Consider the following 13,742-nt stretch of genomic DNA (forward strand, 5'->3'; position numbering starts at 1 on the left):
CCCGCCGGCGCACAACGGGCCGGCGGGCGGCCCCTCGCCCTGTGCAGCCCGAAGACCCGGCGCGCCCCCGCACCCGCCCCCCCACCCCCACCCCCCCCCCCCCCCCCCCCCCCCCCCCCCCCCCCCCCCCGCCCCCCCCCCCGGCCCCCCCCCCCCCCCGCCGCGGCGGGCCGGGGGCCCCCCCCCCCCCCCCCCGACGGGGCGGGCCGGCTCTCAGAGCCTGATGGCCAGGATCTGCCCCTCCCAGACGCCGTCCGGCTGCTCGGCCTCGAAGTACTCGGTCTCGGTGAAGCCGAGCGCCCGGTAGCGGCCGACCAGTCGGCGGTCGCCGCCCGCGTAGCAGTCCACCCGGACCAGGCCGATGCCGCGGCGGCGGGCCTCGTCCAGTGCGTCGGCGACCAGGGCGGCGCCGATCCCCGAGCCCGAGCGGGACCGGTCGGTCACCAGGTTGCGCACGTAGAGCTCGCGCTCGCCGGCCGGAGCGACGTAGGCGGGCGGCTCCTCGGCGAGGACGCAGGAGCCGACCGTCCGGCCGTCCCCGTCCACCGCGAGCCGGACCAGGAAGGCCTCGCCGAGGTAGTCGTGGACCTTCTCCACGGCCTTCGGCCGGCTGCTCCAGGGCTGGTCGCCCCACTGGCGGGTGCGGCCCTGGGCGGCCAGCCAGGCCACGGCGCCGTCGAGCAGGGCGAGGAGGTCGGCGGCGTCGTCGGGGCCACCGTTGCGGATCTTCATGAAAACCGTTGTAGCCCAGGACGCCGTGCGCGGGAAGATGGCCTCATGAGGCTGTTTGTGGCGGTACTGCCGCCGGTCGAGGCGTTGCAGGGGCTGGCCGACGCGGTGGCGCCGGTGCGCGGGCTGCCGGGGGCGGACCGGCTGCGCTGGACGACCGTCGAGGGGTGGCATCTGACCCTGGCGTTCCTCGGTGAGGTGCCGGTCGAGCGGCTGCCGGAGCTGGAGGCGGGCCTGGCCGCGGTGGCGGAGGTCCACGAGGTGCACCGGCTGCGGCTGGCGGGCGCCGGGCGGTTCGGCGACCGGGTGCTCTGGGCGGGGGTGGAGGGCCGGACGTGGGCCCTGCGGCGGCTCGCCGAGGCGGTCGGCGAGGCCACCGCCGAGCTGACCGGCGAGGTGGACGCGTTCACCTTCCACCCGCATCTGACGCTCGCCCGGGCCGGCTCCTCCCGGGGCCACCGGCGGGCCGTCCAGCGGGTCGCGGCGGCGGAGCTGGAGGGCCTGGCCGCGGCGCTCGCGGAGTACCGCGGACCGGAGTGGGACGCCGCCGAGCTGCACCTGATGAAGAGCGAGCTCGACGGCGGCTTCGCCCACTACGAGACCGTCCGCTCCTGGCCGCTGGCCGACTGGAGCTGAGGCGCCCCGGGGAGGTGGCGACCTTCCCCGGGGCGCCCTGATCAGCTGGCGTCCGGATCAGCGGGCGTCCGGATCAGCTGCTGTAGAAGCCCTGGACGTCGGCGACCAGGTCCACGCTGCCGTGCGGGTTGTACAGCTCGATGTAGCCGTCCGTGCTCACCGGGACGACCGTCATGGCGCCGGTGTCCTCGTTCCCGGTGTAGTTGAGGCTGGACGTCGACGGACGCGCGGCCCCGGCCCGGAACGCGGTGATGTGGCCGTCCTCGCTCGCGTTGGTGCCGGTCAGGTTGAGGACGACGGCGGCGACCGTCTCCGGTACGCCGTTCAGGCCGGTGACCTTCACCCGGGTGGTGGAGCCGGGGGCGGCCTTGGCCGCCGCGGCGCCCAGCCCCTCGCGGGTGTCGAGCACGCGGACCGGGCTCACCGGGATGAACTTGCCGCTGTTGCCGCTGTCGTCGGCGCGTCGCGAGAAGCCGCCGATGTAGTCCACCACGACGTGGGCCTCGCCGCTGTTGGCGTAGAGCGCGAGCCGGCGGTCGCCCGTGGTGTAGGCGTAGGAGAGGTTGGTGACCGTCTGCCCCGGGTCGAAGTTCAGGTCGGAGGTGTTCCAGGGGGACTGTCCCGCCGGGTACATGGTCACGTGGGCGCTCTCGGTCGGCTCCGTGACGGTGGCCTGGACGACCATGTTGTCGCTCGGGGCCCCGACGGAGGAGGCGTCCAGGTTGATCACGCCCGCCGCACCGCCGACCAGCTTGCCGGGGTGGCCGCCGATGGTGGTGCGGGTGTCCAGCAGGCGGGTGGGCTCGCCGACGACGAAGCGGCCGCCGTCGCCGCCCCCGTCCCGGTCGCTGTAGTACCCCTGGAGGTCGACGACCAGGTGGACGCGGCCGACGTGGTTGTAGATGTTGACCACGCCGTCGGCACCGACCTGCACCGTCGCCCGGTTGGAGGTGACCCGGTGGTTCGGGGTGGCGTTGAGGTTGGAGACCGTCGGCAGGGCCTGGCCGTCGGGGAAGGCGGTGATGAAGCTGTTGTCGGTCGCGTCGACCGCGGTCACGTTCATCACCACGGCGGTCGGCGTGATGCCGAACAGCACCTTGGTGATGTCGAGCCGGGTGATGCTGTCGGGGCCGACCGTCCCCACCGGGACGTTCTTGCCCGCCCGGGTGTCCAGCACCCGGTAGTTCGACATGGAGTACCAGGTGCCGGCGGGACCGACCTGGCCGGTGGTGGCGGCCGCGGCGGTGGGCGCGGCGGGCAGGGCGGTGACTGCGGCGAGCATGAGCGCGGCGAAGGCCGCGGCGCGGGAGGCGCGCATGAGTGGAGGTCCCCCAATGTTGTGAAGATCGTTAGATCGTGGGGGCATGCTAGCGGCACCCGCGCGGCGCCGGTCAACGGGATAAGTCCGGGGCCTCCCGGAGGTGTTCGGTCAGGGCCAGACCCGCATCGCGTCGGCGGCGACCCGCTCCAGCTCGGTGCGGGTGGCGCCGTCCCGGGCGCGCTGGGACATGCCCTGGAGGACGGTCGCGGTGAACTGGGCGAGGGCGGCTGGATCCGCCTCGGCGGGCTCGTGGCCGGCCGCAATGTCGGCCCGGATCAGCGACTCCAGGGCCCGGACGTTGGCGTTGCGCAGCAGGCGGACGGCGTCGGCGACCTCCGGTGAGGTGCAGTTCACCGTCGAGCTGATCAGCAGGCAGCCCCACGGGTGCTCCGGGTCGGTGGCCTCGGCGGCCGCCTCGCGCAGCATCCGGGCCACGCCCGCCCGGGCGGTGGGCTCCTCGGCGAGCGCGCGGGTCGCGTAGGAGCCGTGGCCCTCGCGGTAGCGGGCGACCACCTCGTCGAACAGCGAGCGCTTGTCCCCGAAGGCCGCGTAGAGGCTCGGCGGGCGGATGCCCATCGCGGCGGTGAGGTCGGCGACCGAGGTCGCCTCGTAGCCGCGCTCCCAGAACAGCCGCAGGGCCTGCTCCAGGGCGGCGTCGCGGTCGAAGGAGCGGGGTCGTCCGCGCTGGGGGGTGCTGGTGGCCATGCGGATCATTTTATATCGGCCGCTACAGAAGACGTGCTACGGTTCCATTCATTAGCGACCGCTACAGAAATGAGGGGGCGTGGCCATGGGCGCGCTTGCGGGCAGGACGGCACTGGTGACGGGCGGCAGCCGGGGGATCGGGCGGGGGATCGCCGAGCGGCTGGCGCGCGAGGGCGCGCTGGTCGCCGTCCACTACGGCGGCAACGCGGCGGCCGCCGCCGAGGTGGTGGAGGCCATCGGGCGGGCCGGCGGGCGGGCCTTCGCGATCGGGGCCGAGCTGGGCGTGCCGGGGGACGCCCAGGCGCTCTGGGCGGCGTTCGACGAGGGGCTGGCCCGCAGCGGCGCCGGGGGCGGGCTGGACATCCTGGTGAACAACGCCGGGATCGGCCTGAACGGGCGGGTCCACGAGGTGGCCGAGGAGGGCTACGACCGCGTGTTCGCGGTCAACGTCAAGGCGCCGTTCTTCATCGTCCAGCAGGGCCTCGGCCGGCTGCGGGACGGCGGCCGGATCGTCAACGTCTCCTCCGGGGTCACCCGGGTGGCGTTCCCGACGGCCGTCTCCTACGCGATGACCAAGGGCGCGCTGAACACCTTCACGCTGACCCTCGCGCAGGAGCTCGGGCCGCGCGGGATCACCGTCAACGCGGTGCTGCCGGGCATCGTCGCCACCGACATCAACCCCTGGCTGGCGGATCCGGCGGCGCGGGCCCAGGCGGCCGGGTACTCGGCCTTCGACCGGGTCGGCGAGGCCGCCGACGTGGCGGACATCGTGGCCTTCCTGGCCTCGGACGACGCCCGTTGGATCACCGGCCAGCAGCTCGATGCCACCGGCGGGTCCAACCTCGGCGTCTAGCCCCGGCCGGGGCGCGGGTACGCTCGTTGACCGTGGACCCCAAGACTCGCATGCGTATCGTGACCGGCGCCCTGGTGCTGCTGCTGGCCGTCGTGGTGATCGGCTCGCTGATCAACAGGTAGGACGGCCGAAAAAGGACGAAGGGCCACCGCCCGCAGGCGGTGGCCCTCAGCCGTGTGTGCGGCGCGGTCAGAGCTGCTCGACCACGTAGTCGATGCAGGCGGTGAGCGCCTCGACGTCCGACGGCTCGATCGCCGGGAACATCGCGACGCGCAGCTGGTTGCGGCCGAGCTTGCGGTACGGCTCGGTGTCGACGATGCCGTTGGCACGCAGTGCCTTCGCGACGGCGGCGGCGTCCACCGCGTCGTCGAAGTCGATCGTGCCGACCACCTGGGAGCGCTCGGCCGGGTTCGCCACGAACGGGTTCGCGAACGAGGACTTCTCGGCCCAGCCGTACAGGCGGCCCGAGGAGTCGGCCGTCCGGGCGACGGCCCAGTCGAGGCCGCCGTTGCCGTTCAGCCACTCCAGCTGGTCGGCCAGCAGGAACAGGGTGGCGATCGACGGGGTGTTGTACGTCTGGTCCTTCGACGAGTTGTCGATGGCCGTCGGCAGGTCGAAGAACGGCGGGATGTACCGGCCGGAGCCGGCGATCTCGGCGGCGCGCTCCAGGGCGGCCGGGGAGAAGGCCGCCAGCCAGAGCCCGCCCTCCGAGGCGAAGGACTTCTGCGGGGCGAAGTAGTAGACGTCCGTCTCGGTGATGTCGACCGGCAGGCCGCCGGCGCCCGAGGTGGCGTCCACCAGGACCAGCGAGCCCTGGTCGGCGCCGACCGGGCGCCTGATCGGCATCGCGACGCCGGTGGAGGTCTCGTTGTGGGTGAGTCCGTAGACGTCCACGCCCGCCTCGGCGACCGGCAGCGGGTGGGTGCCCGGGGCGGTCTTGATGACGGTCGGCTCGGCCAGCCAGGGGGCGGCCTTGACCGAGGAGGCGAACTTGGACGAGAACTCGCCGAAGTCGAGGTGCTGGGACTTCTCCCGCACCAGGCCGAAGGCCGCGATGTCCCAGAAGGCGGTGGAGCCGCCGTTGCCGAGCACCACCTCGTACCCCTCGGGGAGGGAGAAGAGGCTGCTCACGCCCTCGCGCACGCGCTTGACCAGGTTCTTCACCGGGGCCTGGCGGTGCGAGGTGCCGAGCAGGGAGGTCTCGGTCGCGGCGAGGGCACTCAGGGCCTCGGGGCGCACCTTGGACGGGCCGCAGCCGAAACGGCCGTCTGCGGGCTTGATGTCAGCGGGGATCTGGATCTGAGCCACGGGCGCAGCCTACCGGCCGCGATTGCGCGGGCGGAACGGCAGTCCGCCCGCTGAGATGTGATCTCCACGGCCGCGAGACGCGCCGACAGCGGGTCCGGCGGAAGGCCGAACCCGCTGCTCAGCGGTGGTGTGTCAGTGCGCGATGGCGTCGAAGCCCTCGATGTCGCGGGGGCTGCGCGGGGCGGGGCCGATGTAGCGCGCGGCGGGGCGCACGAGCCGTCCCGTGCGCTTCTGCTCCAGGATGTGCGCCGACCAGCCGGCGGTGCGCGCACAGGTGAACATCGAGGTGAACATGTGCGCCGGGACCTCGGCGAAGTCCAGCATGATGGCGGCCCAGAACTCGACGTTGGTGGCCAGCACGCGGTCGGGGCGGCGGTTGTGCAGCTCCTCCAGCGCGGCCTTCTCCAGCGCCTCGGCGACCTCGAAGCGCGGCGCGCCGAGCTCCTTGGCGGTACGGCGCAGCACGCGGGCGCGCGGGTCCTCGGCGCGGTACACGCGGTGGCCGAAGCCCATCAGGCGCTCGCCCTTGTCCAGCGCGTTCTTGACCCAGGCGGTGGCGTCGCCGGTGCGCTCGATCTCCTCGATCATGCCGAGCACGCGGGACGGCGCGCCGCCGTGCAGCGGGCCGGACATCGCGCCGACGGCGCCGGAGAGCGCGGCGGCCACGTCGGCGCCGGTGGAGGCGATGACGCGGGCGGTGAAGGTGGAGGCGTTCATGCCGTGCTCGGCGGCCGACGTCCAGTAGGCGTCGATGGCCTTGACGTGCTTCGGGTCCGGCTCGCCGCGCCAGCGGATCATGAAGCGCTCGACGACCGTCTCGGCCTTGTCGATCTCGCTCTGCGGGACCATCGGCAGGCCCTGGCCGCGGGCGGACTGGGCGACGTAGGACAGCGCCATGACGGCGGCGCGCGCCAGGTCGTCGCGGGCCTGCTCGGCGGAGATGTCCAGCAGCGGCTTGAGGCCCCAGACCGGGGCGAGCATGGCGAGGGCGGACTGCACGTCGACCCGGATGTCACCGGAGTGGACCGGGATCGGGAACGGCTCGGCGGCCGGCAGGCCGGGGTTGAACTTGCCGTCCACCAGCAGGCCCCAGACGTGGCCGAAGGAGACGTGGCCGACCAGGTCGTCGATGTCGACTCCTCGGTACCGCAGGGCGCCGCCTTCCCGGTCGGGTTCGGCGATCTCGCTCTCGAAAGCGACGACTCCCTCAAGCCCGGGTACGAAGTCGGACATGCGACGGCTCCTTCAGTTCTGCGATGGGCGGGCCGCCTAGGTGGGGCGGTTCACCGGTGACCGACGGGTGGTTGGCACTGGGTGCCAGAGTGACAGGCACGGGGTGCATTGCGCCATACACCACCGTGGTGATGTTTCCCCGGGGCCCGCTTGACTTTTCCGTCGAGGGCCGGTCGAGCCCGGGAATCCTCCGGAACCAAAGGCGCGCTTCCGGACAATTCACCGTACGGCGGACAGTCGAGCGGTGGCGAGACACCTTATCTCCCACCGGGGTTTGTCCGGACGTAGCGGTGCCGGTTGCTTGTCGTACGGGATGATGTTGACGTGCAGACCCCGGAACGCGCCCACCCGACGCCCATGAGCCCCGCCACCCGGAACCTCGCCGACGAGGTCCGGCCCGGGCCGGACCTCACCGTCATGCGCGAGCACTACAGCCATGAGGGCCTGGTCGAGGAGCAGCTCACCGCCGAGCCGATCGGCCAGTTCACCCGCTGGTTCCACGAGGCGGACGACGCGGGGGTGGTGGAGCCCAACGCGATGGTGCTCTCCACCGCGGACGCCGAGGGGCGGCCCAGCTCGCGGACCGTCCTGTTGAAGGGCTTCGACGCGCGGGGCTTCGTCTTCTTCACCAACTACGGCTCGCGCAAGGGCGCCGAGTTGGCCGTCAACCCGCACGCCGCGCTGCTCTTCCCGTGGATCGCGCTGGCCCGCCAGGTGATCGTCCAGGGGCGGGTGGAGAAGGTCGGCCGGGACGAGACCGCCGCCTACTTCCGCACCCGCCCGCACGGCTCGCAGCTCGGCGCCTGGGCCAGTGAGCAGTCCAGCCCGATCGGCGGGCGCGAGGTGCTGGAGCAGCGGTACGCCGAACTGGAGCGGCGCTACCCGGAGGGCGAGGGCGTTCCGGTGCCGCCGTTCTGGGGCGGCTACCGGGTGGTTCCGGCCAGCGTGGAGTTCTGGCAGGGCCGGTCGAACCGGCTGCACGACCGGCTGCGCTACCTCGCCGACCCGTCCGCCCCGACGGGCTGGCGGGTGGAGCGGCTCTGCCCGTGAACCGGGCCCCGGGAGCGGCGCAGGAGACGGCTGGACGGATGACAGCAGCGCGGCGCGACAGGGGTTCTGAGGATCGGTCAGGTGTAGGATGCGCGTCGCGGACCGGGCCGAATCCGAACCGAGCCCGCTGGGCCGCGAGACCGAGTGAGGGACTGATGGGCGTCACCGATGCGGAAATCGGCTCGGGAACCTGCTCGGGGCTCGGCTCCGACCTGGTCGACGTCACCGCGCTGCCCCTCGACGGGCTCGACGGGCTGCCCGACACCGTCCTCGGCGAGCTGCTCCGCCGGGTGGTCGGCGACGCCCTCGTCCCCGGCGCGGAGCCGGTCGCCGCGTTCCAGTCCGCGCTCTAGAACGTCCTGGCGGGCCCCGCGGCCGGGCACTGGCCACGGTCTTCGCCAACTCCCCGGCGCGACCGGCTGACTTCACGACATGCTGGGTATGACAGCAGCGCAGTCGCAGCGTGAACGGGCCCGGGGGGTGCAGTGCGGCCGTACTTCTTCTTCAGCTACGCGCGGCGGGACTACGAGGCGGGCGACGCCTTCGTCGACCAGTTCTTCAACGACCTGCGGGACGAACTCGGCCGGATCGAGTCCGTCGCGGGCGCCGACGAGCTCGCGTACCGCGACACCGAGCGGCTGCGGCTGGGCGACAACTGGGAGCAGCAGCTGGCCCAGATGCTGGCCCGCTGCCGCACGATGGTCGCGCTCTACTCCCCGGCGTACTTCGCCAGCCTGTACTGCGGCAAGGAGTGGACGGCCTTCCGCGGCCGGGTCCGCCGCCACCAGGAGCTGGCGGGCGACATCGTCCCGGCGCTGATCCCGGTGCTCTGGGAGTCCCTGCCGGACGAACTGCCCGACGAGGTCCTGAAGATCCAGTACGTCCAGCTCGGCATGGGCGAGACGTACGTCCGCTCCGGTCTGCGCGACCTGCTGCGCACCGACCCGCTCGGGGCGGAGTACCGGCAGGTGGTCCGGGTGGTCGCCGAGCGGATCCGGGACGCGGCCGCCCGCCGGCTCACCGAGCTGCCCGACTTCGACCTCGGCGCGGTCCGCGGCTACTTCCCGGTGGCGGCGCCGGTCCGGCCCGCGCCCACCGCCGGGATGGTCCGGCTGTTCGTCGCGGCGGGCCGCGCCTCGGACGTGCCCGCCGCACGGGCCCCCGAGGCCGTCGGCCCGCCGGAGGGCGGCGGTGCCCACCGCGGGGGCTGGTACGGCCCCAAGCCCTGGCACTGGGCGCCCTACCACCCGCCGACCCAGCCGTCCCTGGTGGTCCGCGCCCAGCAGGTGATCACCTCGGCCGGGCACACCACCACCCTGGAGGAGATCGGCACCGGCCTCGGCGAGAAGCTCGACCAGGCCCGCGAGGACAACCAGATCAGCGTGCTGCTGGTGGACCCGTGGATGGCCGGAAGCGACCGCTACCGGTCGGCGCTGCGCGAGTACGACGACCAGAACCACCCGGTCACCGGCGTGATGGTGCCCTCCGGCAGCGACGACCCGAGCGGCGGTCCGGAGCGCGACGCGCTGTGGGCCGGCGTGCGCGGCGTGTTCCGCCGCAACTGGCTGCGCCGGAGCGATCCGGAGCACCTGTTCCGGGTCGCGGTGCCCCGGGAGAGCTTCGACGACCAGCTCACCATCATGGTGACGGTTGCTCAGAACAAGCTGATGGACGACAACTTCGATTGGGGGGACGATGTCGACGGCGCTGCCTTCGGCTTCGGCCCCGGCGGTGACGAAGCCGGCCCGGTGATGCCCGGGCTGGCCATCCCGGCGTGGCCGCCAGGCCCGCGCCGCAGCCCGGACGGCGCTGCCGTGCCGCTGAGTGGGGAGCAGGACGATGTTCGCTGAGCCCGGTGTCGAGTCGGAGCGGACCGGACCTGGTTCGGTCGTCACGTTCTACTCCTTCAAGGGCGGCACCGGCAGAACGATGGCGCTGGCCAACGTCGGCTGGATCCTCGCCAGCCGCGGCCTGCGGGTCCTGGTGGTCGACTGGGACCTGGAGGCGCCCGGCCTGCACCGCTACTACCACCCGCTGCTGGTCGACCCGGAACTGCACGCCACCGACGGCCTGATCGACCTGCTGCGCTCCTACGTCAAGCAGGCGCTGCCCTCCGCGGCCGGTCCCTCCGGGGTCACCCCCGGCGCCTGGCTGGACGAGCCCGGCCGCCTCGACGGCTACATCTGCGGCCTCGCCCTCGACCTGCCGCCCGGCGGACGGCTCGACTTCCTGCCCGCCGGCCGGCAGAACGCGGCCTACTCCGCCGCCGTCACCAGCTTCAACTGGCGCAGCTTCTACCACGGTCGGGACATCCGCGGCGGGGAGTTCCTGCGCGAGCTGCGCGAACGCTGGGCCCGCAGCTACGACTACGTGCTGATCGACAGCCGCACCGGGGTCAGCGACACCTCCGGGATCTGCACCGTGCTGATGCCCGACACCGTCGTCGACTGCTTCACCTTCAGCGCCCAGAACATCCGCGGCGGCGTCGACGCCGCCCGGACCATCGCCGAGGCCGAGGAGCGGGCGATCCGGGTGCTGCCCGTCCCGATGCGGGTCGAGGACGCCGAACAGGAGCGCCTGGAGGCCGGCCGGGACTTCGCCCGCGAGGCCTTCGCCCCCTACCTCGGCCGCTGGCTGCCCGCCGAGCGCCGGGCCGGCTACTGGAGCGACGTCGAAGTCCCGTACAAGCCCTTCTACGCCTACGAGGAGGTGCCCGCCACCGTCGCCGACCGGCCGCAGGAGGCGCGCAGCCTGCTCAACGCCTTCGAGCGGCTGGCCGGGTGGATCACCGACGGCCGGGTCCGGGCGCTGCGGCCGCTCAGCGGCGAGGCCCGCCGCCGGCTGTACGGCGCCTACCTGCGCGCCACCCGCACCATGCCCCGCCAGGTGTACGTCAGCTACGCCCCCGAGGACCGGATGTGGGCCGAGTGGGCCTCCGCCACGCTCACCGGGTTCGGCTACCAGGCCTCGCTGCACAACGCCGCCGAGCCGTACAGCGGACTGCCCGTCGAGGCCGCCGGTCCGCTCGACGGCCAGGGCCGGATGCTCGCCCTGCTCTCGCCCGAGTACACCGCGCTGCCCCGCGCCGCGGAGGTCTGGCAGCTCCTGGGCGGGCGCGAACTCACCAGCGGCTCACCGCTGCTGGTCGCCCTGCGGCTGCAGGGCTCGGACGAGCCGGTGCCCCGCCCGTTCGTCGGCCCGGCCGCCCCCGACCTGGTCCGCTCCTCCGCCGTCCTCGCGGAGTCCCAGCTCTACAGCGAGCTCGGCCCACCGCCCGGAGCAAGTCGCCAACCCGACACCGAGAGCGGCGAGTTCGCCGCGCCGGCCCGCTTCCCCGGGACCGCCCCGCAGGTCCAGGACGCGCCCTCGCGCAACGCCTCCTTCACCGGGCGCGGCCGACTGCTCGAACTGCTCCGCAACCGCTTCACCGCCGGGCCGACCGCGGTGCTCAGCCAGGTCCTCTACGGCTTCGGCGGCGCCGGCAAGTCGCAGATCGCGGCCGAGTACGCGCACCGCTTCAAGGCCGCCTACGACGTGGTCTGGTGGGTGCCCGCCGAGGAGGCCGCCAACATCCCGCAGAAGCTCGCCGAGCTCGCCCCCCGGCTCGGGGTCCAGAGCAGCGACGACGTCGCGCACACCGCCGCCGCGGTGCTCGACGCGCTGCGCCGCGGACACCCGTACCGGCGCTGGCTGCTGGTCTACGACAACGCCGGGACCCCGGACGAGCTGGCGCCCTGGCTGCCGGCCGGCTCCTCCGGCGGACACGTGCTGATCACCTCCCGCAACCAGGGCTGGTCCAAGCACGCCGGCCTGGTCGAGGTCGACGTCTTCCTGCGCGAGGAGAGCATCCGGCTGCTGCGCCGCTTCAACACCGGCCTGGCCCAGGCCGACGCCGACCAGGTAGCCGACCGGCTCGGGGACCTCCCGCTCGCCGTCGGCCAGGCCGCCGTCTGGCTCCAGGAGACCTCCATGCCGGTCTCCACCTACCTCGAACTGCTCGACGACGCGCTCACCGAGATGCTCGAACGCACCCGGCTGCGCCCCGCCGAGTACCCGCACTCCGCCGCCGCGACCTGGCGGATCTCGGTCGAGGAGCTGCGCGGGGTCAACGCCCCCGCCGCCCAGATCCTGGAGATCTGCGCCTTCTTCGGCCCGGACGCCATCCCGATGCGGCTGCTGTACAGCCGGGCCGTCACCCACGCGCTGCGGCTGCCCCCGCGCGCGCCCCGCGACAAGCTGGCGATCGGCGAGTTCCTGCGCGCCATCAACCGGTACGGCCTGGCCCGCACCGACCAGGGCAGCGAGACCATCACCGTGCACCGGCTGGTCCAGGCCGTGCTCCGGGACCAGGTCGCCGGCGGCCAGCGCGCCGACATCCGCGCGGTGGTGCACGCCGCGCTGGCCACCGCCAACCCCGGCGACCCGGACATCCCCGCCAACTGGCCGCAGTACGCCGAACTCCTGCCCCACCTCTGGCCGTCCGGCGCCGCCAGCAGCGGCGACGAGGACGTCCGGCAGTGGATCATCGACTCGGTCCGCTACCAGTGGAAGCGCAGCCTGCACGAGTCCGGCCGGGAGCTCGCCGAGCGCACCCTGGAACACTGGCGCCAGGACGGGTACGGCGGCTCCGGGTTCGACGTCGAGAACGACGCCCAGACCCTGATGCTGCGCACCCAGCTCAGCAACATCCGCCGCTCCCAGGGCGCCCTCCAGGAGGCGTACGAGATGGACAAGGACATCCTGGAGCGCTTCACTGCCACCCTCGGGCCCGAGCACTCGCACACCCTCGCCGTCGCCAACAGCCTCGGCGCCGACCTGCGCTTCCTGGGCCGCTACGAGGAGGCCAGGGCGATGGACCGCAAGACCCTGGACGCCGCCCGGCGCACCCTGGGCCCGGACCACCCGCGCACCCTCATGATCACCAACAACCTGGCCGTCTCCGACTACCTCGCCGGGGACCGCCGGGCCGCCCTCGAACGGCACCGCAGCAACTACCTCCAGCAGCGCGACGCACTGGGCGCGCACAGCCTGTACGCGCTGTCCTCGGCCAGCAACTACGCCCGCGACCTGCGCGAGACCGGGCGGCTGCGGGAGGCGCTGGACCTGCTGGAGGAGACCGTCCGGATCTACCAGCAGACCATCGGCGACGGCCACACCGACACCCTGCGCGCCCGCAAGAACCTCGCCGTCGCGCTGCGCCGGGCCGGCCGGTACAACGAGGCGCTGGAGATCGACGAGGACATCTACCAGCGCTACCTGGACATCAACGGGCCCGAGCACCCCGACACCCTGGCCGCCGCCACCAACCTGGCCAGCGACCTCAACGCGCTCGGCGACACCGACCGGGCCATCCAGCTCGCCGAGCGGGCCCTCGCCCGCTACCGGGACTACCTCGGCGAGAACCACCCCGTCACCCTGGCCGGCGCCAACAACCTCTCCGTCTACCTGCGGCTGGCCGGGCGGATCGTGGAGGCGCGCGAACTGTCCGCGCGCACCCTGCGGCAGTTCCGGGCGGTCCTCGGCGACAGCCATCTGTACATCCCGATCGCGATGATGAACCACGCCAACGACCTGGTGCTGGCGGGGGAGGGACCGGCCGCGCTGGCGCTGGAGGAGCAGGGGGCGCCGATGATGGCCGCGACCCTCGGCGCGGACCACTACGACACCATCGGCATCAACTCCAACCTCGCCCTCTCGCTGGCCGCGGAGGGGGAGGGCGAGCGCTCCGCCCGGCTGCACGCCGACTGCGTCCGGCGGGCCCGGCAGACCCTGGGGGAGGAGCACCCGACCACGGTGGCGGTGAAGGCGCGGCAGCGGCTGGACTCGGACATCGAACCGCCGTCGGTGTGACGCCGTCGGTGTGACGCCGTTCGTGTGACGCGGCCCTGGCGGCCCGTCAGGGGAACG

The 13,742-nt window shown here is 73.4% G+C and carries 11 protein-coding genes; 6 read left to right on the forward strand and 5 right to left on the reverse strand.

What is annotated here, in order from left to right; all coding sequences use genetic code 11:
* Window positions 1–213 precede the first annotated feature (213 nt).
* Entirely contained in the window at window positions 214–732 is a 519-nt protein-coding gene (locus tag ACIGZJ_RS18450) for a GNAT family N-acetyltransferase (protein WP_396458191.1), read from the reverse strand.
* A 45-nt stretch (window positions 733–777) separates the two neighbouring features.
* Between ACIGZJ_RS18450 and thpR the strand changes: the two genes are divergently transcribed.
* The gene (gene thpR, locus ACIGZJ_RS18455; RefSeq protein ID WP_396458192.1) at window positions 778–1,365 is read left to right on the forward strand and encodes an RNA 2',3'-cyclic phosphodiesterase; all 588 of its coding nucleotides are present in this window, start codon (window positions 778–780) and stop codon (window positions 1,363–1,365) included.
* A 73-nt stretch (window positions 1,366–1,438) separates the two neighbouring features.
* Here the strand turns inward: thpR and ACIGZJ_RS18460 are convergent, their stop codons facing one another.
* On the reverse strand, window positions 1,439–2,683 hold the full coding sequence (locus ACIGZJ_RS18460; RefSeq protein WP_396458193.1) for a hypothetical protein: 1,245 nt from the start codon (window positions 2,681–2,683) through the stop codon (window positions 1,439–1,441).
* A gap of 111 nt (window positions 2,684–2,794) precedes the next feature.
* Window positions 2,795–3,391, reverse strand: coding sequence for a TetR/AcrR family transcriptional regulator (locus ACIGZJ_RS18465; protein WP_396458194.1), 597 nt, complete (start codon window positions 3,389–3,391; stop codon window positions 2,795–2,797).
* An 85-nt stretch (window positions 3,392–3,476) separates the two neighbouring features.
* Here ACIGZJ_RS18465 and ACIGZJ_RS18470 point away from each other — a divergent pair, with 85 nt between their 5' ends.
* Window positions 3,477–4,244 carry an SDR family oxidoreductase gene (locus ACIGZJ_RS18470; protein ID WP_396458195.1) on the forward strand — a complete coding sequence of 256 codons (768 nt, stop codon included), beginning with the start codon at window positions 3,477–3,479 and terminating at the stop codon, window positions 4,242–4,244.
* 189 nt (window positions 4,245–4,433) lie between these two features.
* Here ACIGZJ_RS18470 and serC read toward each other — a convergent pair whose 3' ends face one another.
* Complete coding sequence (gene serC, locus ACIGZJ_RS18475) at window positions 4,434–5,552, reverse strand: phosphoserine transaminase (protein ID WP_392940777.1); 1,119 nt, start codon at window positions 5,550–5,552, stop codon at window positions 4,434–4,436.
* A gap of 132 nt (window positions 5,553–5,684) precedes the next feature.
* Window positions 5,685–6,785 carry a citrate synthase 2 gene (locus ACIGZJ_RS18480; protein WP_392940778.1) on the reverse strand — a complete coding sequence of 367 codons (1,101 nt, stop codon included), beginning with the start codon at window positions 6,783–6,785 and terminating at the stop codon, window positions 5,685–5,687.
* 417 nt (window positions 6,786–7,202) lie between these two features.
* Here ACIGZJ_RS18480 and pdxH point away from each other — a divergent pair, with 417 nt between their 5' ends.
* The 4 genes from pdxH to fxsT all read left to right on the forward strand — a co-directional run bounded on the left by pdxH (window position 7,203) and on the right by fxsT (window position 13,685).
* Window positions 7,203–7,835, forward strand: coding sequence for a pyridoxamine 5'-phosphate oxidase (pdxH, locus tag ACIGZJ_RS18485; RefSeq protein WP_392940843.1), 633 nt, complete (start codon window positions 7,203–7,205; stop codon window positions 7,833–7,835).
* 155 nt (window positions 7,836–7,990) lie between these two features.
* Window positions 7,991–8,188 carry an FxSxx-COOH cyclophane-containing RiPP peptide gene (gene fxsA / locus ACIGZJ_RS18490; RefSeq protein WP_392940780.1) on the forward strand — a complete coding sequence of 66 codons (198 nt, stop codon included), beginning with the start codon at window positions 7,991–7,993 and terminating at the stop codon, window positions 8,186–8,188.
* Window positions 8,189–8,320: 132 nt separating this feature from the next.
* Window positions 8,321–9,685 carry a TIR-like protein FxsC gene (locus ACIGZJ_RS18495; RefSeq protein ID WP_396458196.1) on the forward strand — a complete coding sequence of 455 codons (1,365 nt, stop codon included), beginning with the start codon at window positions 8,321–8,323 and terminating at the stop codon, window positions 9,683–9,685.
* Entirely contained in the window at window positions 9,675–13,685 is a 4,011-nt protein-coding gene (fxsT, locus tag ACIGZJ_RS18500) for an FxSxx-COOH system tetratricopeptide repeat protein (protein ID WP_396458197.1), read from the forward strand. The genes ACIGZJ_RS18495 and fxsT overlap by 11 nt, the downstream gene beginning before the upstream one ends.
* Window positions 13,686–13,742: the final 57 nt, after the last annotated feature.

Origin of the sequence: Kitasatospora sp. NPDC052868, assembly GCF_044547105.1 — a bacterium.
In the GTDB taxonomy this organism is placed as follows: domain Bacteria; phylum Actinomycetota; class Actinomycetes; order Streptomycetales; family Streptomycetaceae; genus Kitasatospora.